The organism is Streptomyces sp. NPDC104313, assembly GCF_055583985.1.
Genome location: NZ_JBVJMW010000006.1, coordinates 296,913 through 320,787 on the forward strand (window position 1 = coordinate 296,913; position 23,875 = coordinate 320,787).

A 23,875-nucleotide genomic window follows, 5' to 3' on the forward strand; every position below is an offset into this window, starting at 1 on the left:
CATCCCGCCGGGCCGCTCCCGCGTTCTACGCGTCCGGTGGACTACAGCGTCCCGAACCCCACCCGCCGGGTGGTCGGCTCACCGATCTCCACATACGCGATCCGGTCGGCCGGCACCAGGACCTTGCGGCCCTTGTCGTCCGTGAGGCTGAGCAGCTCCGCCTTGCCGCCCAGTGCCGCGGCGACCGCGCTCTCGACGTCCTCGGCGGAAAGCCCGCTCTCCAGAACGATCTCGCGGGGCGTGTGCTGCACCCCGATCTTGACCTCCACGGCTATGTCCCTCCGACGGTCAGTCCCTGCGCGGCGAACCGCGCCGTACGCTGCCACATTAGCCCGGCGGGGGCGGAGCCCAGGGCCCGACCGGCAACGCCCGCAGCGAACACGGCGCCGGGCATCCCCCGTCGGAGGGTTCAGTGCTGCTCGACGCCGTGCAGCGGGAAGCCCGCGATGCCCCGCCAGGCCAGCGACGTGAGGAGCTGCACGGCTGTGTCGCGGGGGATGGTGGACCGGCTGGAGAGCCAGTAGCGCGCCACCACCTGGGAGACGCCGCCGAGGCCCACGGCCAGCAGCATGGACTCGTCCTTGGACAGACCGGTGTCCCCGGCGATCACGTCGGAGATGGCCTCGGCGCACTGGAGGGACACCCGGTCGACCCGCTCGCGCACGGCGGGCTCGTTGGTCAGGTCGGACTCGAAGACCAGCCGGAACGCGCCGCCCTCGTCCTCCACGTACGCGAAGTAGGCGTCCATCGTCGCCTCGACGCGCAGCTTGTTGTCCGTCGTCGAGGCCAGCGCCGTGCGCACGGCCTGGAGCAGCGACTCGCAGTGCTGGTCGAGGAGGGCCAGGTAGAGCTCGAGCTTTCCGGGGAAGTGCTGGTAGAGCACCGGCTTGCTGACTCCGGCCCGCTCGGCGATGTCGTCCATCGCGGCGGAGTGGTAGCCCTGCGCGACGAAGACCTCCTGTGCGGCGCCCAGCAGCTGATTGCGTCGGGCGCGGCGGGGCAGGCGGGTGCCCCGCGGGCGCGCCGCCTCTGTCTGCTCGATGGCTGTCACGCCGCCTCCCAAATATGTGTTCCAGCACAGCCGGTCCGTGCACGCTGCGCCCTACAGCCATCGTACTTTTGGGTAACCCGGGCGTGCGCGGCGCGGACGCAGAATTTCATGGACCGGACGGCTGTGGAAGCCACAGTTCTCCCTGCTCGCGAGCAAACCGGGGCGTACTACCGGTAATCGTCCTCATCCAAGGGAATCACCCTGCGCTGTTCCGCCACATCGGCCTCATTGGCGGTGTCCGGATCGGTACTCTCCGCCCGTTCGTCGCCTTCCGGCCGGATGTCCGCCCGCTGCTCGGCGGCGTCAGCTTCCGGGGCCTCGGGCCCCGCCTCTTCCGGTTCGGTGTTCTCGAAGGTGTCCGGGTCGCTCGGATCGACCGTCATGTGCGGCTCCCTTCCCTCCCTGAAACGTAGGGGGTGTCCGACCATTCCGCGATGCGACCTGTGATGGCGAACACATGAATGAGTGCGTGATCGTCTCGTAACATTGCCGCATGTCTTCGACCGAGCTGCCTGGTGTCCAGGCCGCCGCCGCCGCGGTGGCTCCCACGGTCAGTACCGTCCGGGTCGCCGACGGCGAACGGCTGCGTTCCGTGTCGCTGCCGGGGATCGGTCTGAACGTCCGCTGCCGCCCGGGCGACCGGACCGGACTGCCCCCCGCGCTGTACGTGCACGGGCTCGGGGGCTCGTCGCGGAACTGGTCCGCGCTGATGCCGCTGCTGTCCGACCTGGTCGACGGCGAGGCGGTCGACCTGCCCGGATTCGGGGACTCGCCGCCGCCGGACGACGGCAACTACTCGGTGACCGGACACGCCCGTGCGGTGATCCGGCTGCTGGACGCGGAGGAGCGGGGGCCTGTGCACCTGTTCGGCAACTCGCTGGGCGGCGCCGTCGCCACCCGGGTCGCGGCCGTCCGCCCCGACCTGGTGCGCACCCTGACCCTGATCTCGCCCGCCCTGCCGGAGTGGCGGGTGCAGCGACCCGCCGTTCCGACCGCTCTCCTGGCGGTGCCGGGAGTCGCGTCCCTGTTCGCCCGGCTCACGAGGGGCTGGACGGCGGAGCAGCGGACGCGCGGAGTCATGGCACTCTGTTACGGCGATCCGGCACGGGTCTCCGACGAAGCCTTCCGCGACGCGGTGGCGGAGATGGAGCGACGGCTGGAGCTGCCGTACTTCTGGGACGCGATGACGCGTTCGGCCCGGGGCATCGTCGACGCGTACACCCTGGGCGGCCAGCACGGACTGTGGCGCCAGGCCGAGCGGGTGCTCGCACCGACCCAGCTCGTGTACGGCGGACGGGACCAGCTCGTCTCGTACCGGATGGCCCGCAGGGCGTCCGCGGCCTTCCGCGACGCCCGGCTGCTGACGCTGCCCGACGCGGGGCACGTGGCGATGATGGAGTACCCGGAGACGATCGCCCAGGCGTTCCGGGAACTGCTGGACGATTGCGGCGGGAGCTGATCCGGGGCGTGGGACGACACAGTCGAAAGGGCTCCGGGGCGATCCGCCCGGACGCGGCGGCGACGGAGCCGGGAGGCGAGCGCGCCGCGGCGAGGCCCGCGCCCGGCGGCGGCCGGCGGGGGCGGGCCGCTCCCGCGCCGACCGGCGACGGACATGGCCCGTTCTCCGCCGACGCCCCGCACGTGCGCGGCGGCCACCCCGAACAGCGTGAGCAGGGCGGCGGCTGGGGCACCGGACCGGTACCCCGCTACGGCCAGGCGCCCGACGCCCCCGCGGCCCGCGGCACCCCCCAGCCGCATCCGCCCCGTCAGTACCCGGGCCGGCACTCCGGTCCGGACAACCGTCCCGCCGACGCCCGGCCGTATCCCGCCGGGCCCCAGGACGCCGACGCCCGCCAGCAGGCCGTGGCCCGCCAGGTGTCCGCCCAGCGCGCGGCCCAGCGCGCCGCGGACGGCCGGGCGGCGCAGCAGCCGGCGCCCCCCGGCGCACCGGTTCCGGGCCCGCGCCGGGAGTTCGTGGACGCCTTCGACGCCGACGCCCCGCCGGGCGCACCCGCCGCGCCGCCGGCCGGAACCGGGGACGGCCTGTACGACACGGACACCGAGGCCGGGGAGCCGGACGGACTCGCCGCGACCCGGGGCGGCAAGGGCAGGACGTTCACCGGCATCGTCGCCGCCGCGGTGACCACCGTGCTCGCGGTCGTGGTGGCCGGGCAGGTCGCCGAGGACTCCGGCGGCCGTACGGCCTCCGCGCGCGCCGACGATGTGGAGCGGCAGGTCCCGGGCGAGGAGGCCTCGCGCTCCGATGCCCGCCCGACCCCGAAGCAGTCCTCGGCGAAGCCCGAGGTCAAGCCCCTTTCGTACGCGGACAAGATGGCGCAGCCGTTTCCGCTCACCGCGGACCTGAAGGGGAGCGGCACGTTCGAGGCGGTGCCCGGTCTCGCGAAGGCCCCCGGCAAGGGGCAGAAGCACCGCTACCGGATCGATGTGGAGAAGGGTCTCGGCCTCGACGCCGGCCTTTTCGCCGAAGCCGTGCAGAAGACGCTCAACGACCACCGGAGTTGGGCGCACAACGGTGCGATGACTTTCGAGCGTGTCTCGTCGGGGACCCCGGACTTCGTGATCACACTCGCCAGTCCCGGGACCACCGGCGACTGGTGTGCCAAATCCGGCCTGGACACCACGATCGACAATGTCTCCTGCGATTCCGCCGCGACCGATCGCGTCATGATCAACGCCTATCGCTGGGCGCAGGGCGCCGCCACCTTCGGCCCGGAGAAAATGCTGCCCTACCGTCAGATGCTCATCAACCACGAGGTCGGCCACCGGCTGGGTTACAACCACGTGAGCTGCCGCACTCCCGGCGCCCTGGCCCCGGTCATGCAGCAGCAGACCAAGACCCTTGAGCTGGAAGGCATCCCGTGCAAGCCCAACCCCTGGGTGCACCCCGAGGGTTGACCCGCACGTCTGCCCGCACCGGGGAACCTGCGCCCGGGGCGAATGGCTGGAGCGCGCCGGGTTCGCGTCGGCCCGCCGGCCGGCCCGCTCGGGACTGCCCCGAGCTTGACCCTCCGTAACAACCGACCGCCTTATCGCGACGGAACGCGACCGGGGCGGGAAAGTTACGACGGTTCACCCCTTTCGGTGGCGTGACGGACAACCGTCCGTCGCACCACCGGCGTATCCGCTTACGGTCGTCCCGCTGTGAGTCGCCATTTCAACGGCGGCCGCCCACAAGGGAGATCGGGGGTGTATTCGTGCGGATCGGACTGCTCACCGACGGTGGTTATCCGTATGCGACCGGTGAGTCCAGACTCTGGTGCGACCGACTGGTGCGCGGGCTGCCGCAGCACGAGTTCGACTTGTTCGCACTGAGCCGCTCCGCCCACCAGGAGGACCAGGGCTGGGTCCGGCTGCCGCCCCAGGTCAGCCGGGTGCGCACCGCGCCGCTGTGGACCCCCGAGGACGGCACGCCGCGCGGCGGCGGCGAACGCGGCCTGCTGGCCCGGCTGGTGACCGGGGGTGAACAGTCCTACGGGCGGCGCGACCGCAGGCGCTTCGCCGACCGCCTCGCCGCTCTCGCCACCGCGATCTGCACCCCCGACGAGGCCGGTACGGAAGCGGGCGAGGGCCCCGGCACGGAACTGTTCGCCGAAGGGCTCTACGGCCTCGCCGAGCTGGCCCGCGAACGCGGCGGACTCCATCTCGCCCTGCGCTCCGAGGACACCGTCCGGATCCTGGAGGCGGCCTCCCGCGCCCGCGGCACCGGCCGTACCGTGCAGAGCGCCACCGTCCCCGACCACCTCGCCTTCGCCGCCGAGCTGGAACGCGCGCTGCGCCCGCTCTCGCTGGACTGGTACGACCAGGAGAGCCTCGGCGCGGTCGACCTCTGCCATGCGGCCTCCGGTGGCGCGGCCGCCCTCCCGGGGCTCCTGGCCAAACGCTTCTTCGGGGTGCCGCTGCTGGTCACCGAGCACGGCGTCCCGCTGCGCGCGCACTACCTGGCCGCCTCCGTCACCCCGCACGGCCCCGCCCTGCGCGCCCTCCTCGCCGGTTTCCACGGCCGCCTCACCACCGAGGTCTACCGACAGGCCGCGATCGTCACCCCCGGCAACACCCACGTCCGCCGCCGGCAACAGCGCTGCGGAGCGGACCCCGCCAAGCAGCGCACGGTCTACCCGGGCATGGCGGCCGAGCGCTTCGGCCAGGTCGGCGAGGACGCCGAACGCTTCACCACGGGCGCCGAGGACGCGGGCGGCCCCGGCACACTGGTCCGGGTCGGCCGGATCGAGCCCGCCAAGGAATTGATCGCCCTCCTCCACCACCACCGCGACCTGTGCGAACGGGCCGTGGACCCCCTGGAGATCGCCGCCGGACTGGAAGCGCGCGGCCTCACCGACCGCACCGCCGCCCGCTACCGCCACCGGGACGTCTTCGCCCTCGCCGAGGAGCTGTACGCCCGCATGCCGCCCCGTACGCGGGAGCCCGCCGCCGGCCGGCCCCCCGGCCCCGGTCCGGACACCGAGGCGCGGGCCGCGTGGACACTCCTCGCCCTGCTTCCCGGAGCCGCCTGCCTGGCGACCGCCGGGGCGCTCCGGGTCACCGAGGGCGTCCTCGGCGACGGGACGCGGGCCCTCGTCACCGTCGTCGGCGCCGTCCTGGCCTGCCTGGCGCTCCGGGCGTGCCTGGGCCGCGGCCCCCTGCGCGCCCCCGAGGGCGCGGGTCGCGCCGGGATGTACGGCTGCTGGCTGCTGAGCTACGCGGTGTACGGCGAGGAACTGCTCGCCCAGGTCATGACCGGGGGCCCGGACGGTCCGTGGGACGGCACCCCGGCCCCGCTGCTCGGCCTCGCCGCCGCCGTCGCCCCGGCCGCCTGGTGCGCCCACCTCTTCACTGTCCACGCCCACCGCAAACTGACCGGCAGCCGCGCCCTGGAGGAATTCGGCGCCGGCGTACGCCCTCTGCTCCTGGCGGCCGTCGCCCTCTTCCTCGGTGCGCTGCTGCCCCTGCTGTATCTGGCCGGCCTCGGCGGAGGCGGCACGCCCGTCGCGGCAGCCGCCCTCGGGGTCCTGTTCTTCGTGGCCCGGCTGCTCGCCGCGCACGGGCTGCCCGAGCCGGGCGCCGTCGCGCTCGCCGCCGCCTGCGCTGTCGAGGCCGGGGCCCCGGCCCTCGTCCTCTCCGCCCGGCTCCCCGGACTCGAACCTCTCGCCCAGCCCGTGGCCGCGCTTGTCTCGGTGGGTGGGACCGGAGCCGTGTCCGCCCTCGCCTGCGGCGGAGCCGCCGCGGGCCTGCTGCTGCACGCGGCCTTCGCGCTCTCCCGGGCCTCCGCCCACACCCGGAGCTGAGCCGGCCCACCGGCGTACCACCGCACCACCCGCCTACGTCCACCGAACGACCCGCCCACGCAGCACCGAACGACCCGCCCACGCACCACCCCGCCGACATGCCACCGCACCAGCCGCCTACGCGCCACCGCACCAGCCACTCCGTCTGTTCCACCGCTTCACCGACCCGCTCCCGCGGAGCCGACGCCGTGGGCTCGTCCAGCACCGCACGTCCAGCGCGGCACGACCAACGCCGCACGACCAACGTCGCTCGTCCAGTACCGCACGACCGACTCGATGACCTAGGAGAAACCCGCCATGACCCCCCAATCCCCCGCACCGGCAGTGAGCCGTCGGCACCGAGGCGGTGCGCGATGAGGGTGCTGCTGCTCGGAGCCAACGGATTCCTCGGCCGCTTCGTCGCCGACCGTCTCCTCGCCGACCCGGCCGTCCACCTCACGGCCCTCGGCCGCGGCGACGACGCCGACGTCCGGTTCGACCTCGCGGGCGGCAGTCCCGGGGCGCTCACCCGCTTCCTCGACGCCGTCCACCCCGGAGTCGTCGTCAACTGCGCGGGCGCCACGCGCGGCGGGGCCCGCGACCTCACCCGGCACAACACCGTCGCCGTCGCCACCGTCTGCGAGGCCCTGCGCCGCAGTGGCTGCGGGGCGCGGCTCGTCCAGGTCGGCTGCGCCTCGGAGTACGGGCCCTCGCAGCCCGGGTCCTCCACCGCCGAGGACGCGGTCCCGCGCCCCGGCGGCCCGTACGGCGTCAGCAAGCTCGCCGCCACCGAACTGGTCCTCGGCTCCGGCCTCGACGCCGTCGTCCTGCGGGTCTTCTCGCCCGTCGGCCCCGGCACCCCCGCCGGCTCCCCGCTCGGCCGGCTCGCCGAGGCGATGCGCCGGGCCATGCAGTCCGGCGACGGCGAGCTGAAGCTCAGCGGCCTCGGCGTACAGCGGGACTTCGTCGACGTACGGGATGTGGCGCGGGCCGTGCACGCCGCCTCTCTCTCCGCCGCCCAGGGCGTCGTCAACATCGGCACCGGGCGGGCTGTCCGCCTGCGTGACGCCGCCGCCGTCCTGGCGAGGGTCGCCGGGTACGCGGGCGCGCTCCACGAGCTGGACACGCCCCCCGCGCGTCTGCCCATCGGAGCTCCGCGCACCTCCACCGAGTCCGTCATGGAGCATCTCGCCGCCACCCCGTCCCCGTACCCCGACGGCTGCGGAGCCTGGCAGCAGGCCGACGTCCGCACCGCGCGGGACCGGCTCGGCTGGCGGCCCCGGATCAATCTGGAGGAGTCCCTCGCGGACATCTGGATGGAGGCGGCGTGCCGTATCTGACCGCTCCCGCCGCCGCCCCCCGCACCGCGGGCGGCGAACAGTTCGGCTTCGGCGTCCCCGGCTACGCCCACCCGCTGCTCGCCCCCGCCGAGTGGGCCGAACTGGCCCGTCCCGGTACCCCGCTGCACTGGGCGGTCCTCAACATCGCGGACGGCCCCGGCTCCCGGCCCGACACACACTGCCTGGAGGCGGCGGGCAGGCTGCGCAACGCCCGCGAACGCGCCCTGCACGGCGAGGCCCCGGACGACACCGTCCGGGCCTCCGGCGGCAGACTGCTCGGTCACCTCGACCTCGCATGGGGCGAACGGCCGTTCGGGGAGCTGATCGCGGACGCCCGGTCCTTCATCGACTGGTACCGGATCGGCGGCTTCTTCCTCGCGCGCTGCCCCGCCGAGCGCGGCGGTCTGCCCGCGGTCCGCCGGCTCAGCGGTACGCTCCACGCCCTGCTGGCGGAGAGTGACAGCGCCGACGGCGGGGGCCGTCTGGTGCTGGGGCACGGCACGCACCCGTATCCCGGGTATGCGGAGGCGGCCGACCAACTGGTCACCTTCCAGGGCCCCTGGACCGACTACCGCTGGTCCCAGGTGGCCGAGTGGACGGCCGACTACCCACCGGAGCGGTTCGCCCACTTCGTCCACGGGGTCCCGCGCACCCACCTGGAGGAGGCCATGCGCATCGCCCGCTGGCAGGGCGCCGGGACGATCTTCTTCACCGACCGGGACGGCCGAAGCGGGCAAAGCGACCCATTCGCGGCACTGCCCAGGTACTGGGACGAAATCGTCTCGCGGATCGGACCCGGTATCTCGGAATGAGAAGGGGCGTGGCAGTGTTACGGGGAGAACAGCCGTACGTAGTCGACCGTAAGAAGTCGGTCTACGTAGAATCCGACCACCTGCATTGTTGAGGTTCCTGTGTCGCTGCCACCCCTGGTCGAGCCAGCTGCTGAGCTCACCGTCGACGAGGTCCGCAGGTACTCCCGCCACCTGATCATCCCGGATGTCGGGATGGACGGACAGAAGCGCCTGAAGAACGCGAAGGTGCTGTGTGTAGGCGCCGGCGGCCTCGGCTCGCCGGCCCTGATGTATCTGGCCGCGGCCGGTGTCGGCACGCTCGGCATCGTGGAGTTCGACGAGGTGGACGAGTCGAACCTGCAGCGCCAGATCATCCACAGCCAGGCCGACATCGGCCGCTCCAAGGCGCAGTCCGCCAAGGACTCGGTGCTGGGCATCAACCCGTACGTCAACGTGGTCCTTCACGAAGAGCGGCTCGAAGCCGAGAACGTGATGGAGATCTTCGCGCAGTACGACCTGATCGTGGACGGCACGGACAACTTCGCCACCCGCTATCTCGTCAACGACGCCGCGGTGCTGCTGAACAAGCCGTACGTCTGGGGCTCGATCTACCGCTTCGACGGCCAGGCCTCCGTGTTCTGGTCCGAGCACGGGCCCTGCTACCGCTGCCTCTACCCGGAGCCCCCGCCGCCGGGCATGGTCCCCTCCTGCGCCGAGGGCGGCGTGCTGGGCGTGCTCTGCGCGTCCGTCGGCTCCATCCAGGTCACCGAGGCCATCAAGCTGCTCGCCGGGGTCGGCGACCCGCTGGTCGGCCGCCTGATGATCTACGACGCCCTGGAGATGCAGTACCGCCAGGTCAAGATCCGCAAGGACCCCGACTGCGCGGTCTGCGGCGAGAACCCCACCGTCACCGAACTCATCGACTACGAGGCCTTCTGCGGCGTCGTGTCCGAGGAGGCGCAGGAGGCGGCGCTCGGCGCGACGATCACTCCCAAGCAGCTCAAGGAGTGGATCGACGGCGACGAGAAGATCGAGATCATCGACGTCCGCGAGCCGAACGAGTACGAGATCGTCTCGATCCCCGGCGCGAAGCTGATCCCGAAGAACGAGTTCCTCATGGGTACCGCCCTCCAGGACCTCCCGCAGGACAAGCGCATCGTCCTGCACTGCAAGACGGGCGTCCGCAGCGCCGAGGTCCTCGCGGTCCTCAAGTCCGCGGGCTTCGCCGACGCGGTGCACGTCGGCGGCGGTGTGATCGGCTGGGTCAACCAGATCGAGCCCGAGAAGCCGGTGTACTAGGGCATTCCGTTACGGATACGGCGCGGATGCCGTACGGAAATCCGTAGGGCATCCGTACGACGGAAGGGGCCCGTTCGCGCGTACGCGGACGGGCCCCTTCCGTATGTCCGGTCTCCCGGGCCCCTCCTACGAACAGGTCCTGCCGTCCTCCGGGACCTTTCCGTCCAGGAAGTAGTCGTCGATCGTCGACGTCACACAGTCGTTGCCGCCGTAGGCCCCGTGCCCCTCGCCCTTGTTGGTCAGCAGGATGCCGACGCCCTTGCCCAGCTCGTCCGCCATCCGCCGCGCCCCCTCGTACGGGGTCGCCGGGTCGCCGGTCGTCCCGACGACCAGGATCGGGCCAGCGCCCGGCGCGCTGGTCTCCGGCGTCTCGTGCTCCCCCTCGACCGGCCACTGGGCGCACCAGCCCGCGGTGTCCCAGGCCAGGAACGGGCCGAAGACCGGTGACAGCTTCCGGAACTCCGGCAGCAGCGCACGGGCCTCGTCCACCGTGGGACGGGAGGCCGAGTCGGCGCAGGAGATCGCCCGCTGGGAGTGGCTCTGGGTGTCGTAACGGCCCTGTTCGTCGCGGCCGTTGTACGAGTCGGCGAGCCGGAGCAGCCCCTTGCCGGTCCCGGCGTTCTCCGCCTCGTCGAGCGCGGCCGTCAGGGCGGGCCAGTCCGACTCCGAGTACAGCGGGGTGACGATGCCGGTGATGGCGAGCGATTCGCTCAGATCGCGGTCCGAGTCGGTCGGCAGCGGGCTTCGGTCTATGCGGGCCAGCAGCCGGGCGATGCGCTCGGAGCCCGCCTTCGGGTCCTGGCCGCGGTCCTTGAGGTAGTTCTCCAGGGCACGCTGGAAGCCTGTGGTCTGGTTGCGGGCGTGCCCGGACCCGTCGGCCGTCGGGTCGACGACCGCGTCCAGCACGGTGCGTCCCACCTTGTGCGGGAAGATGTGCGCGTACGTTCCGCCCAGCTCCGTACCGTAGGAGAAGCCGAAGTAGGACAGCTTCTCGTCGCCCAGTACCTCGCGGATCAGGTCCAGGTCGCGGGCGGCTTCGGTCGTCCCGACGTGCGGCAGGATCGCGCCCGAGCGACGCTCGCAGCCGGCGCCGAAGCCCGCGGCGTCCTCGATGAACGCGGTCTCCTCCGCCGCCGTGTCCGGAGTCGGATCGACGCTCCGGTGGGCCTGCTCCTGCTCCTTGTCGGTGCGGCAGCGTATCCCGGAGCTGGCCGCGACCCCGCGCGGATCGAAACTCACGAGGTCGTAGCGGGAGTTGAGTTTCGCGTACGCGTCGGCCGAGCGCGGCAGTGTTCCGACACCGGATCCGCCGGGGCCGCCGAAGTTGAACAGCAGCGAACCGAGCCGCCGACGAGCAGTCCCGCCGCGAGGAGAGCTGCTCCCGTCGAGACGGTGACCCGATGGACACGACGGTGCGCACACATGATCCGGCTTCCCTCCCCGAGGCCCGAAGCCGGTGGCGACGCGTCGGGCGGCTGTGGTGTGCGGTCATGCTAACCGCCTTGCGGGGCAAGGGAGTCGGGGGCCGGGGTCACCCGCAGACAGTGCCGGACTTCGGCACCGTACCGTTCAACAGATAGCCGTCGACCGTCCGTTGCACACACGCGTCCTTGCTGTTGTACGCCCCGTGCCCCTCGCCCTTGTAGGTGAGCTCGACGCCGACGCCCTCGCCCAGCTTCTCCACCATCGCCTTCGCGCCCGCGTACGGAGTCGCCGGGTCGCCGGTGTTGCCGATGACCAGGATCGGGGCGGCCCCCGGGGCGCTGACGTCCGGGGTCTTCCAGGCGCCCGCCACCGGCCAGCCGGTGCAGCTCATCAGGCCCCAGCCCAGATAGTCCCCGAACAGCGGGGACGCCTTGCGGAACGCCGGCAGCGCCGCCTTCGTCCCCTCCAGGGAGAACCGCTGGCTGCTGTCGGCGCAGTTGATGGAGATGTTGGCGGCGTTGGAGTTGTCGTACCGCCCGTCCTCCGAGCGGCCGTTGAGTGAATCGGCCAGCGCGAGGAGCAGCCCGCCGTTCCCGCCGCCCGCCTCGTCCAGGCCCTGTTCCAGCAGCGGCCAGGTCTCCTTGGAGTAGAGCGCGGAAGCGATGCCGGTGGTGGCCAGCGTCTGGGTCAGCGCCCGGTCCCCGAGCCCGTCGATGGGCTCCTGTTCCAGGTCGGCCAGCAGATCGGCGACGGACTGCTCGACCTCCTGCGGGGTGGAGCCGGGCAGCGCGCAGTCCTCGCGTTCCGCGCAGTCCTTCGTGAAGTTGTCCAGGGCGAGCTGGAAGCCCTCGGCCTGGCCGAGGGAGGACTGCTCGGCGTCCTTCGTGGGGTCGACCACGGCGTCGAAGACCGCCCGGCCGACCTTGTCCGGGAAGAGATGGGCGTAGACGCCGCCCAGTTCCGTGCCGTACGAGATGCCGAAGTAGCGCAGTTCGTCGTCGCCCAGGACCTCGCGCATCAGGTCCAGGTCGCGGGCGGCGTTCGTCGTGCCCACGAAGGGGAGTTCGGGGCCGGAGTTCTCCTCGCAGTCCGCGATGAAGTTCTTCTGCCCCTGGACGAACTGCTTCTCCTCGGCCGCGTCGTCCGGGGTGGAGTCCTCCTGGTAGAGGGCGTCGAGCTGGACGTCGTCCGCGCACTCGACGCCCTCGCTGCGGCCGACCCCGCGCGGGTCGAAGCTCACCAGGTCGTAGCGGGTGCGGAGCTTGTCGTACTCGGTGCCGAACGCGGGCAGCGTCGCGACGCCGGACGCGCCGGGCCCGCCGAAGTTAAACACCAGCGAGCCGATCCGCCGCTTCTGGTCCTTCGCCCTGCCCCGCACCAGCGCCAGTTCGATCGTACGGCCGTCCGGCTTCGCGTAGTCGAGAGGGACGTTCATGAAGGAGCACTCCCACACCACGCCGCCGGGCAGAGGCGACGGCGACTCGCCCCCGCCCTGGGCCGTGTTCGGGGGTGGACACGGGGACCACGCGAGCTTCTGCGACGCCAGGTCACCGGCGGTGGAGGTCGGCGAGGCGGTCGAGGCCCCGGTGGGCGTCGAGGCCCCCTCCCCGTCACCGCCGTCCGAACAGGCGGCCAGCGGCAGCAGCACGGTGGCGGTCACCGCGAGGGTGGCGGCACGCAGAGCGGGGGAAGTCCTCATGACCCCATCGTGCGGCGGGGCGCCGGGGAGCGCGGCCGGGCGCGGTCCATGCGGGTGGCGGAGGCCCGCTGCCGCCGCCGGGTCCCCGCTCGGCTACAGCTCGCCCTTGCGGGTGAGCTGGTTGAAGGCGATCCACCCGGGCAGCACCGGCAGCCACAGGGTCATCACGCGGTACAGCAGCACCGCGGGCGCCGCGACCTCCTTCGGCAGCCCGACCGCGATCAGGCCCAGCGTCAGGGCCCCCTCGACCGCGCCCATGCCGCCCGGCGTCGGGGCGGCCGAGCCGATCGCGTTCCCGGCGAGGAAGACCACCGCGATGCTCGCGTAGCTCAGCTGAGGAACGTCCGGGCCGCTGAACGCCCGGATCGAGGCGTCCAGACAGAGCACGAACAGGCCGGTCAGCAGCAGCATGCCGCCGATGCCGGTCAGCAGCTTCTGTGGTCGCTGCACCACGTCCAGCATGCGCGGCACGACCCCGGCGAACAGCGAGCGCACCCGGGTCACCACGAACTTCCGCAGGAACGGGACCGCCGTCACCACCAGCACCAGCACCGCGACCGTCAGCAGACCAGCGATCACCGTCCGGGACGGGGTCAGTGAGTCCGGGGTCTTCTCCGTACCGGTCAGATAGCCGAACAGCGCCAGCAACAGGATGTGGGCCCCGAGTCCGAACAACTGTGCGGCCCCGACGCTTGCCACCGCGAGACCGGGGCGTACCCCGGCCCGCTGGAGGAAGCGGGTGTTCAGTGCCACGCCCCCGACCGCGGCGGGCGCCACGATCTTCACGAACGAGCCGGCCACCTGCGCCTGGACGGTCTTGCGGAACGACACCCGCTCCGGCACGAAACCCAGCAGGCTCATCGCCGCCGCCACGTAACTCAGCGCCGAGAAGCCGAGGGCGGCCGCCACCCAGCCCCACTCCGCCTGCTCCACGACCGCCCCGAAGTCGGCCTGGGTGACCTGCGAGATCAGGAAGTACGCGGCGATGGCTCCGGCGATGAAGCTGAACAGGGTGCGCGGTTTGATGCGCTCCAGGCGGACCGGTTCGACCGGGGCCTGCGGGCGGATCAGCAGCACCTGACGGCGGATCTGGGCGAGCAGATCCTCCTCGCGGGCCTCCTCCAGCGCGTCGTCGATGGCGCGCTTCTCGGCCTGCTTCTCGGTGCGCAGCGACTTGCGCTCCGCCTTGTGATCCACCTTGGGACCCGTCCTGGGGCCCGTCTTCTGCTCCGCCTTCAGCTCCGCGCCGTGATCCGGGAGAGTCCCCCCGGCGGACTCCGCCGCATCCCGCGCCTTCGCCTGCTTGGCCGCCCGCGAGGCCTCCACCACCGCCTCCCGCTCGCGCTGCGAACGCTCGCGGGCGATCCGGCGCAGCGTCGCCCGCGTGGAGCGGCTCAGCGCGATCGGCTGGAGCAGCGGCAGACAGTCCGCCACCGCGTCCGGGCCGAGTACGGCCAACGCCCCGGCGACCGACCGCTCGGCCCCCACCCGCAGCCCCAGCGTGGTCAGCAACTGGGCCACGTCCATCCGCAGCACCAGATCACCGGCGGCGATCTCGCCGCCGCGCAGATCCGTCACGAACGCCCTGCCGGAACGGTCGACCAGGAGCGCGTCACCGGTCAGCCTGCGGTGCGCGATCCGCCGTGACTGGAGGGCCCTCACCTGATGCCAGGCGCCACGCACCAGGTCGTCGGTGATCTCCGCGTCCTCCATCGAGTCCAGCGTCCGGCCGCCGATGTGCTCGTAGACGAGCATCACCGCGTCGGGGCCCAGCTCCGAGGTGGCGATCAGCTTGGGCGCGTTCGCCCCGGCGGCGATGGCCGCGTACGCGAGCAGCGCCTCCTGCTCCAGCGCCTGGCGCAACGACTGGATCGAGCGCCGCTGGGTGATCCCGCGCAGCGTGAGCCGCCGCCAGGCCCGGTAGAAGAACCCCTGGGCCTGCTGTTCCCGGTCGACGACGGTGACGTCCAGGGGAGGCCCGTCCTCCAGGGTGACCAGATAGCGCCGCCCCCGGTCGTTCTGGTCGGCGTGGTCCGGGGCGTCCTCGGTGCGCATCGCCGCGACCGGGCGGAAGCCCACGTGCCGCAGTCCCGCCATCAGGTGCTGCCCGGTGGGGCGGACGTTCGGGGAGCCGACCGCGTACAGCGTCCCGTACGCCACGCTCCAGCCGATCAGCACGGTGAGGATGATCGAGAACGGGGTGGTGTACCCGCCGACCAGCATCGCGAACGCGTCGAGCAGCAGCACCACCCACAGCACCACGCGCCAGCGCGGCCGCCGTGCCATTCCGACCGCCGTCATGTACGCGATGACCGGTGCGAGATAGCCGTGCACCGGGTCGGTCAGCCCGCCGGTCGTCTGCGGCTGGGTCAGCGCGTCCTGGATGGTGCCGGGCGCGGACCGCGAGACCCAGAGGTCGGTGGCGAGCGTCACCCCGTGGGCGAGCACGGCGGCGAGCACACCGTCCGCGATGCGCAGTCCGTCGCGCTTGATGAGGCGTTCGATGGCGAAGGCGACCGGCACCAGCAGCACGGCGATGCTGGACACCAGACCGGCGATCTTGATCAACAGGTCGGGCGCCTGCTCGGTGCCCTTGGAGATGTCGTCCTCCAAGCCGGTGGTGGTGCCCTGGGCGAACGCGGCGATCGAGAACAGGACCGCGATCGCGAGCACCCCGATGAGCAGCCGCATCAGGTCGGAGGGGCGGTGCACCCGGGCGGGGAGCAGCGGCTCGTCGCCGGAGACGCGGTCGGTCAGAGCGGCCTCGGCCGAGGCCCGCGTCGAGCCGGCCAGATGTCCGGTGGTGGACGTCGTGGGGCCGTCGGCGCGGGGTGCTCCGGAGGAGGAGGCGCCGGGTGCTCCGGAGGACTCGGAATCACCCTGCGGGCGCTCCCCGGCATCGGAGGCGTCCGCCGCCTTCGGTGGCTGCACGCCCTGCTCCTTCATCGCCTCTGGTCCGTCGTCGTGTTCTGGTATCACCGGTCACCGCCCGGATGATGGTGGCACGGCCCGTGGACGGAGGAGGGCATCAGGGTGCATCGCACGGGCGCGGGAAGCGCAACATACGCTCCTTTCCACCCGTGTGCACGCTGTGTGCCCGTACGGACACGGTTTCGGGCGGGCTGTCGGTGGCGTACGGCAAGATGGGACGGATGAGCCAGGACCAGACGGACGGGGGCGGCTCCGGCACCGCCCCGGCCGGCGCCGAACTGCCGGAGTACGCGGAGCGCGTCCTCGACGTGACCGATCTGATCCCGCCCGGCCGGGTGATGACGTACGGCGACATCGCGGAGTGGCTGGGCGAGGGGGGACCCCGCCAGGTCGGCAGGGTCATGGCGTTGTACGGATCGGCCGTGCCGTGGTGGCGCGTCGTGAGGTCCGACGGGACGCTGCTCCCCGCCCACGAGCTCCGGGCGCTGGACCACTACCGCGCCGAGGGCACCCCCCTGCGTGAGGCGTCGCGCCAGGCGGAGGGGCATATCCCGCGCATCGACATGCGGCGCGCCCGCTGGGACGGCGGCACGCCCCCGGACGGCGGCGGCGGTGACGGCGGCGGTGACAGCGGGCGGGCGGATGCCGCGTCCGATGAGGGGCGAGGTCCGGGCTGGGCGGGCGGTGACGCGGGTGGTCCGGGCCGTCCGGGTGGTCCGGGCCGTCTGGGTGGTCCGGGCGAGAATGCTCACATCTGACAGCTTCCGCCATCGGCCTCCGGCGGATACGTTCCGACGTGACAGAGCACGTGACGAGCGACGCAGCACGGCCGCTGCCTTCCGTCCCGTCGCTGGCGTAGCGTCGTCAACGCGCGGCACGCTCCGCCCCTTCCCTCTTCCTCGGCTGCACCGACCCCGTCCCTCATCACCCGTACACCCGTGTACACCCACCAGGACCGGCGATCCACGTGAGTTCCTCCTCCACCCGGCACAGTCCGCACCGTGAGTCACGGCCGCGGACCACGGGTGCGTACCGCCTGGTCCGCACTCCGCCGGGTTCCGTGGATCCCCCCCTCCTGGACGCAGGCCAGCGTGCGGTGGTTGACCACCCGGGCGGCCCGCTGCTGGTCCTGGCCGGGCCCGGCACCGGGAAGACCACCACCCTCGTCGAATCCGTCGCCGCGCGGGTGAACCGGGGCGCCGACCCCGCCCGCATCCTCGTCCTCACCTTCAGCCGTAAGGCAGCCGTCGAACTGCGCGACCGGATGGCCGCCCGTCTCGGGGCGGCCCGGGGCCCGCAGGCCACCACGTTCCACTCGTACTGCTACGCCCTGGTCCGGGCCCACCAGGACGCCGACCTGTTCGCCGATCCGCTGCGCCTGCTGTCCGGGCCGGAACAGGACGTCACCGTCCGCGAGCTGCTCGCGGGCCAGCTCGACCTGGAGAAGGAGGGTCTGGCCCACGTCCGCTGGCCGGACGAGCTGCGGTCCTGCCTGACCACCCGCGGCTTCGCCGACGAGGTGCGCGCCGTGCTGGCCCGCAGCCGTGAGCTGGGTCTCGGCCCGGACGCGCTGGCCGCCTTCGCCCGCCGCACCGGCCGCCCGGACTGGACGGCGGCGGCCCAGTTCCTGGCCGAGTACCTCGACATCCTCGACGCCCAGGGCGTCCTGGACTACGCCGAGCTGGTGCACCGCGCGGTCCTGCTCGCCGAGCGTCCCGAGGTGGCGGAGCGGCTGGCCGGGAGCTACGACGCGGTGTACGTCGACGAGTACCAGGACACGGATCCGGCCCAGGTGCGCCTGCTGCACGCGCTGGCGGGCAACCGGGGACGCGCGCCGGGGTACGCCGATGAGCGCGATGCTGATGCGCGCGGTGGGCGGACGCTGATCGCCTTCGGCGACCCCGACCAGTCGATCTACACGTTCCGGGGCGCCGATGTGAACGGCATCCTCGATTTCCCGGACACCTTCCGCCGGGCGGACGGGGGCCCCGCGCCCGTCGGCGTCCTCACCACCTCCCGCCGTTCCGGGGCGGGACTGCTCGCGGCGACCCGGCTGCTCACCCGGCGGATGCCCCTGACCCGGCTGCCCGCCGACATGGTCCGTGCCCACCGCGACCCGGCCGCCGTCCGGGACGGCGGCCGGGTCGAGACGTACACCTACCCGACCGCGTCCACGGAGTTGGAGAACATCGCGGATCTGCTGCGCCGCGCCCATCTGGAGGACGGGGTGCCGTGGCAGGAGATGGCCGTGCTGGTGCGGGCCGGAGGCCGCTCGCTGCCCGCCGTCCGCCGTGCCCTCACCTCCGCAGGCGTCCCTCTGGAGGTCGATGGCGACGATCTGCCGCTGCGCCACGAACCGGCCGTCGCCCCGCTGCTGACGGCGCTGCGGACGGTGGCGACGGCCGCGCTGCACCACAGCCCCGCGGAAGCACAGGCGGCAGCGATCGCGGGAGCGGCAGCGATCGCGGAAACGGAGACGGAGGAAGAGACGGAGGAAGAGACGGAGGAAGAGACGGAGGAAGAGACGGAGGAAGAGACGGAGGACCTGTCGGCGGAAGGGCCCGCCCCCTGGCTCGACACCGAGACCGCCCTCACCCTCCTCACCTCCCCGCTCGGCTCCATGGACGCCGCCGACCTGCGCCGCCTCGGCCGGGCCCTGCGCGACGAGGAGCGCGCCGCCGGAATCCGGGTCCCCGCCCGCTCCGACGCACTGCTGGCCCGCGCGCTCGCCGAGCCCGAACGGCTCGTCACCCACGACCCGGCGTACGCCCACGGAGCGCAGCGCCTCGGCGCCCTCCTGCGCAAGGCCCGCGAACTCCTCGAAGGCGGCTCCACCGCCGAGGAGGCCCTGTGGACCCTGTGGAACGGCACCCCCTGGCCCGGCAGGCTGGAGCGGGCCGCGCTGCGCGGCGGGGCGGGTGGGCGCAACGCCGACCGCGATCTCGACGCGGTGTGCGCCCTGTTCGACACGGCCGCCCGCGCCGAGGAGCGCACCGGCGGGCGCGGGGCCCTCAACTTCCTCGAAGAGGTCGACGCCCAGGACATCGCCGCGGACACCCTCTCGCGGCGGACCGCCCGCCCCGACGCCGTACGCCTGATGACCGCCCACCGTTCCAAGGGTCTTGAGTGGCGGTTCGTCGTCGTCGCCGGGGTCCAGGAGGGGCTCTGGCCCGACCTGCGCCGCCGGGGCTCCCTCCTGGAGGCCGACCGGATCGGCCGCGACGGACTCGCCGAACCCCTCACGCCCGGGGCCCTCCTCGCAGAGGAGCGCCGGCTCTTCTACGTCGCCGCCACCCGCGCCCGCGACCGCCTCGTCGTCACCGCCGTGAAGGCCCCCGCCGACGACGGCGACCAGCCCTCCCGCTTCCTGACCGAGCTGGGCGTCGAACCCCGCGACGTCACCGGCCGCCCGCGCCGGCCCCTCGCCGTGGCCGCGCTCGTCGCCGAGCTGCGCGCCACCACGGTCGACCCGGCCGCCTCCGACGCACTCCGCGAGGCCGCCGCCCACCGTCTGGCCCGGCTCGCCGCGCTCACCGACGACGAAGGGCAGCCGCTGGTGCCCGCGGCCCACCCGTACCGCTGGTGGGGTCTGGAGGAGCCGACCCGCTCCGCCGTCCCGCTGCGCGACCGCGACCAGCCCGTCACCCTCTCCGGCAGCGCGCTGGACCAGCTCGCCAACACCTGTGCGCTCCAGTGGTTCCTGGGCCGCGAGGTGAAGGCCGACGCCCCGGCCACCGCCGCCCAGGGGTTCGGCAACGTCGTCCACGTACTCGCCGACGAGGTCGCCTCCAGCCGGACCCCCGCCGACCTGGACGTCCTCATGGAACGCCTGGACTCCGTGTGGAACGGCCTCGCCTTCGACGCCCCCTGGAAGTCCGAGCAGGAGAAGGACCACGCCCGCGCCGCCCTGGAACGCTTCCTGCACTGGCACGTCCTGGACCGGGGCGGCCGGTCGCCCACCGCGAGCGAGCACGACTTCGACGTGACGCTGGAGGCGGGAGAGTACGCCGTCCGCATCCGGGGCTCGATGGACCGGGTCGAACAGGACGCCGAGGGCCGGGCGTACGTCGTCGACTTCAAGACCGGCAAGGGCGCGCCCACCAAGGACGAGGTCGCCGCCCACCCCCAGCTCGCCGTCTACCAGCTCGCCGTCCGCGAGGGTGCGGTCGACGACCTCTTCGACGGCCGACGGCCCGAACCGGGCGGCGCCGAGCTGGTCCAGCTCCGCCAGCCCGCACCCAGGAAGGAGGGTGGCGACGCCCTCCCCAAGGTCCAGGCCCAGGAACCACTGGCTGGGGAGTGGGTCTCCGGCCTGCTCGCCACCGCCGCCGGAAAGGTCCTGGACGAACGCTTCACACCCACCACCGGCACCCACTGCGCCCACTGCGCCTTCCGCGCCTCGTGCGGCGCGCAGCCGGAAGGCCGTCAGGTGGTCGATTAGAAGCCGTCAGACGGTCGGTCGGCCAACCGGGCATCCGGTTCGTGCCGGGTTGTCGGTGGATCCGGTTACCGTTGCTCGGGTGTCCCCACGCATCACCGATCCCGAGCAGCTCAAGGAGCTCCTCGGGATCCCGTTCACCCCGGAGCAGACGGCCTGCATCACCGCGCCGCCCGCCCCGCAGGTGATCGTGGCCGGAGCAGGGTCGGGCAAGACCACGGTGATGGCCGCCCGCGTGGTCTGGCTGGTGGGCACCGGACAGGTCGCGCCGGAGCAGGTCCTCGGCCTCACCTTCACCAACAAGGCGGCGGGCGAGCTGGCCGAGCGCGTCCGCAGGGCGCTGATCGCCGCCGGGGTCACCGACCCCGACACCATCGACCCGGACAACCCCCCGGGCGAGCCCACCATCTCCACGTACCACGCCTTCGCGGGCCGGCTCCTCACCGAGCACGGCCTGCGCATCGGCCTGGAGCCGACCACCCGCCTCCTCGCCGACGCCACCCGCTACCAGCTCGCCGCGAAGGTGCTGCGCGAGGCCCCGGGCCCGTATCCGGCGCTCACCCGGTCCTTTCCCACCCTGGTCAGCGATCTCCTGGCGCTCGACGGGGAGCTGTCCGAACACCTCGTTGGGCCCGGCGCGCTCGCCACGTACGACACCGAGCTGCTGAGCGCCCTGGAACACGCCAAGCTCAGCAACGCCGATCTGCGCAAGATCCCCGAGACCGCCGAGGCCCGCCGCTCCCTCCTCGGCCTCACCGAGCGCTACCGGGCCGCCAAGCGCAGCCGGGACCTCCTGGACTTCGGCGACCAGATCGCCCTCTCCGCCGAGCTGGCCCTGACCCGGCCCGAGGTCGGGAAGATCCTGCGCGAGGAGTTCCGGGTGGTCCTCCTCGACGAGTACCAGGACACGTCGGTGGCCCAGCGCCTGCTGCTGTCCGCGCTGTTCGGAGCCGGTACGGAGACCGGGGAGGGCAGCCCCACGCCCACCGGCCACGCGGTGACCGCCGTGGGCGACCCCTGCCAGGCCATCTACGGCTGGCGCGGCGCGTCCGTCGCCAACCTCGACGACTTCCCCGAACACTTCCCGGGCGCCGATGGCACCCCCGCCACCCGCTACAGCCTCAGCGAGAACCGGCGCAGCGGCGGCCGTCTCCTCCAACTCGCCAACGGCCTCGCCGAACCCCTGCGGGCGATGCACGAGGGCGTCGAGGCGCTGCGCCCCGCCCCCGGAGCCGAACGGGACGGCATGGTCCGCTGCGCCCTGCTGACCACGCAGACCGAGGAGATCGACTGGCTCGCCGACTCCCTCGCCCACCTCGTGCGCACCGGCACCCCGCCGGGCGAGATCGCCGTCCTGTGCCGCACCGCCGGAGACTTCCCCGAGATCCAGGCGGCCCTGGTCGCCCGGGACATCCCGGTCGAGGTCGTCGGCCTCGCCGGGCTGCTCCACCTGCCCGAGGTGGCGGACCTGGTCGCCGTCTGCGAGGTCCTCCAGGACCCGGGGGCCAACGCCTCCCTGGTCCGCCTCCTCACCGGACCGCGCTGGCGCATCGGCCCCCGTGACCTCGCGCTCCTGGGCCGCCGCGCCCGCCTCCTCGTGCACCGGGCCGGCCACGCGGACGACGCCGACGCGGACCAGCGGCTCGCGGACGCGGTCGAGGGCACGGACCCGGCCGAGGTGATATCGCTCGCGGACGCACTGGACACCTTCCTGGTCGTGGGGGACACGGCCGACGACGGGCTGCCGTTCTCCGCCGAGGCCCGCGTCCGCTTCGCCCGCCTCGCCCGGGAGCTGCGCGACCTGCGCCGCTCGCTCGCGGACCCCCTGATGGACGTTCTGCACCGCGTCCTGGCCACCACCGGCCTGGAGGTCGAGCTGTCCGCGTCCCCGCAGGCGCTGGCCGCCCGCCGCCGGGAGACCCTCGCCAACTTCCTGGACACCGCGGCCCGGTTCGCCTCCCTGGACGGCGAGGCGACCCTGCTCGCCTTCCTCGGCTTCCTGCGAACCGCCGCGCAGTACGAGAAGGGCCTCGACAACGCGCTGCCCGGCGGCGAGAACACCGTCAAGGTCCTCACCGCCCACAAGTCCAAGGGCCTGGAGTGGGACGTCGTCGCCGTGCCCGGACTGGTCACGGGCCAGTTCCCCGGCGACCGGGCCCGGGACGCGTGGACCGCCCAGGCCAAGGTGCTCCCGCACGCCCTGCGCGGCGACGCGGCGACGCTCCCGGCCCTGGACACGTACGACGCCAAGGGGATCAAGGCGTTCAAGGCGGAGCTGAAGGAGCACCAGCACACGGAGGAACTGCGCCTCGGCTACGTCACCTTCACCCGCCCCCGTTCCCTGCTCCTCGGCTCCGGCCACTGGTGGGGACCGTCCCAGAAGAGGACACGCGGCCCGTCCGCCTTCCTCGACGCGCTGTACGAACACTGCGCGGCGGGCCACGGGGAGATCGAGGCCTGGGCGGACGAGCCCGCGGAGGACGAGGAGAACCCGGCCCTCGCGGAACGCGACGCCGACCTGGTCTGGCCGCTCCCGCTCGACGCCGACGCCCTCGCCCGCCGCCGCGCCGCCCGGGACACCGTGCTGGCCCACCTGGAGCGGCTGGCCGTCCACGGGGACGAGCAGCCACCGGCGTACGGGCCCGAGCCCGATGACGTACCGGTCGATGACGTACCGGTCGATGACGTACCGGTCGAGGAGGCACTGTTCGAGGAGGGACCGGCGGAGGGGGAGCCGGTCGACGAGGACTGGGACTGGGACGCGCTCCCCACCGAACGCCCCCCGGGAGCACCGGACGCCGCGCAGGACGCGGCACCGGACATCGCACCGCCCCCGCACATCCCGGCCGCCCGCCACCCCGAGGAGGCCGGTACGACGGAAGGGCCCGCCCCGGAGGAGGCCGGTCCCAGGCAGAGCCTCACCCCCGAGGAGGTCCGCACCCTCGCCTCCTGGGACCGGGACCTGGACTCCCTCGCCGGGGAGCTGCGCCGCGCCCGCGCCACCGTGCGCGAGGTCCTCGTGCCCGCCGCGCTCTCCGCCACCCAGCTGCTGCGCCTGGCCGAGGACCCCGACGCCTTCGCCCGGGAGCTGGCCCGGCCCATGCCCCGCCCGCCCCAGCCCGCCGCCCGCCGGGGCACCCGGTTCCACGCCTGGGTGGAGTCGCGGTACGAAGAACTGCCGCTGCCCATGCTCGGCCCCGACGAACTGCCCGGGGGAGACGAGAGCGACGCGGAGATCGCCGACGAGCGGGACCTCGCCGAACTGAAGGAGGCGTTCGAGCGCACCGCGTACGCCCGGCGCACGCCGTATCGGGTGGAGACCCCGTTCCAGATCACCCTCGCGGGCCGCGTGATCCGGGGCCGTATCGACGCCGTCTACCGCACGGGCGACCGGTACGAGATCGTCGACTGGAAGACCACCCGCCACCGCACCGCCGACCCGCTCCAGCTCGCCGTCTACCGGCTGGCCTGGGCCGAGCTGCACGATCTGCCGCTCGAAGAGGTCACCGCCACCTTCCTCTACGTACGCAGCGGGGAGACCGTCCATCCGCGGTGGCTGCCCGGCCGGGCCGAGCTGGAGCGGATCCTGCTGGACGAGCCGGCCCCGCGGGACGGATAG

At 73.1% G+C, this 23,875-nt stretch carries 15 protein-coding genes; 9 read left to right on the plus strand and 6 right to left on the minus strand.

Features of this window, described 5'->3' with window-relative positions; all coding sequences use genetic code 11:
* Positions 1 to 41: 41 nt before the first annotated feature.
* The 3 genes from ACZ60Q_RS17030 to ACZ60Q_RS17040 form a co-directional block, all read right to left on the minus strand.
* Positions 42 to 269, minus strand: coding sequence for a DUF3107 domain-containing protein (locus tag ACZ60Q_RS17030; RefSeq protein ID WP_003966467.1), 228 nt, complete (start codon positions 267 to 269; stop codon positions 42 to 44).
* A gap of 140 nt (positions 270 to 409) precedes the next feature.
* Positions 410 to 1,051 (minus strand): TetR/AcrR family transcriptional regulator, encoded by a 642-nt coding sequence (locus ACZ60Q_RS17035; RefSeq protein ID WP_469634564.1) that lies wholly within the window; start codon positions 1,049 to 1,051, stop codon positions 410 to 412.
* A gap of 167 nt (positions 1,052 to 1,218) precedes the next feature.
* Entirely contained in the window at positions 1,219 to 1,434 is a 216-nt protein-coding gene (locus ACZ60Q_RS17040) for a hypothetical protein (protein ID WP_469634567.1), read from the minus strand.
* A 110-nt stretch (positions 1,435 to 1,544) separates the two neighbouring features.
* Between ACZ60Q_RS17040 and ACZ60Q_RS17045 the strand changes: the two genes are divergently transcribed.
* The 6 genes from ACZ60Q_RS17045 (at position 1,545) to moeZ (ending at position 9,763) form a co-directional block, all read left to right on the plus strand.
* Entirely contained in the window at positions 1,545 to 2,510 is a 966-nt protein-coding gene (locus tag ACZ60Q_RS17045) for an alpha/beta fold hydrolase (protein ID WP_469634570.1), read from the plus strand.
* Between the two features lie 8 nt (positions 2,511 to 2,518).
* Entirely contained in the window at positions 2,519 to 3,967 is a 1,449-nt protein-coding gene (locus ACZ60Q_RS17050) for a DUF3152 domain-containing protein (protein ID WP_469634573.1), read from the plus strand.
* Positions 3,968 to 4,266: 299 nt separating this feature from the next.
* Positions 4,267 to 6,354, plus strand: a complete 2,088-nt coding sequence (locus ACZ60Q_RS17055) for a DUF3492 domain-containing protein (protein WP_469634576.1) — start codon at positions 4,267 to 4,269, stop codon at positions 6,352 to 6,354.
* Positions 6,355 to 6,707: 353 nt separating this feature from the next.
* Positions 6,708 to 7,673 carry an NAD-dependent epimerase/dehydratase family protein gene (locus ACZ60Q_RS17060; protein ID WP_469634579.1) on the plus strand — a complete coding sequence of 322 codons (966 nt, stop codon included), beginning with the start codon at positions 6,708 to 6,710 and terminating at the stop codon, positions 7,671 to 7,673.
* Entirely contained in the window at positions 7,661 to 8,485 is an 825-nt protein-coding gene (locus tag ACZ60Q_RS17065; RefSeq protein WP_469634582.1) for a spherulation-specific family 4 protein, read from the plus strand. Before ACZ60Q_RS17060 ends, ACZ60Q_RS17065 begins: the two co-directional genes overlap by 13 nt.
* Positions 8,486 to 8,584: 99 nt before the next feature.
* Positions 8,585 to 9,763: an adenylyltransferase/sulfurtransferase MoeZ gene (gene moeZ, locus ACZ60Q_RS17070; protein WP_469634585.1), complete on the plus strand. Its 1,179-nt coding sequence runs from the start codon at positions 8,585 to 8,587 to the stop codon at positions 9,761 to 9,763.
* 126 nt (positions 9,764 to 9,889) lie between these two features.
* Here the strand turns inward: moeZ and ACZ60Q_RS17075 are convergent, their stop codons facing one another.
* The 3 genes from ACZ60Q_RS17075 to ACZ60Q_RS17085 form a co-directional block, all read right to left on the minus strand.
* Positions 9,890 to 11,185, minus strand: coding sequence for an alpha/beta hydrolase (locus ACZ60Q_RS17075; protein ID WP_469634589.1), 1,296 nt, complete (start codon positions 11,183 to 11,185; stop codon positions 9,890 to 9,892).
* 109 nt (positions 11,186 to 11,294) lie between these two features.
* Positions 11,295 to 12,887, minus strand: a complete 1,593-nt coding sequence (locus tag ACZ60Q_RS17080; protein WP_469634592.1) for an alpha/beta hydrolase — start codon at positions 12,885 to 12,887, stop codon at positions 11,295 to 11,297.
* Positions 12,888 to 12,980: 93 nt separating this feature from the next.
* On the minus strand, positions 12,981 to 15,833 hold the full coding sequence (locus ACZ60Q_RS17085; RefSeq protein ID WP_469634595.1) for a lysylphosphatidylglycerol synthase domain-containing protein: 2,853 nt from the start codon (positions 15,831 to 15,833) through the stop codon (positions 12,981 to 12,983).
* Positions 15,834 to 16,039: 206 nt separating this feature from the next.
* Here ACZ60Q_RS17085 and ACZ60Q_RS17090 point away from each other — a divergent pair, with 206 nt between their 5' ends.
* The 3 genes from ACZ60Q_RS17090 to ACZ60Q_RS17100 all read left to right on the plus strand — a co-directional run bounded on the left by ACZ60Q_RS17090 (position 16,040) and on the right by ACZ60Q_RS17100 (position 23,875).
* The gene (locus ACZ60Q_RS17090; protein ID WP_469634598.1) at positions 16,040 to 16,576 is read left to right on the plus strand and encodes an MGMT family protein; all 537 of its coding nucleotides are present in this window, start codon (positions 16,040 to 16,042) and stop codon (positions 16,574 to 16,576) included.
* 209 nt (positions 16,577 to 16,785) lie between these two features.
* The gene (locus tag ACZ60Q_RS17095) at positions 16,786 to 20,259 is read left to right on the plus strand and encodes an ATP-dependent helicase (RefSeq protein WP_469634601.1); all 3,474 of its coding nucleotides are present in this window, start codon (positions 16,786 to 16,788) and stop codon (positions 20,257 to 20,259) included.
* 79 nt (positions 20,260 to 20,338) lie between these two features.
* Entirely contained in the window at positions 20,339 to 23,875 is a 3,537-nt protein-coding gene (locus ACZ60Q_RS17100; protein ID WP_469634604.1) for a UvrD-helicase domain-containing protein, read from the plus strand.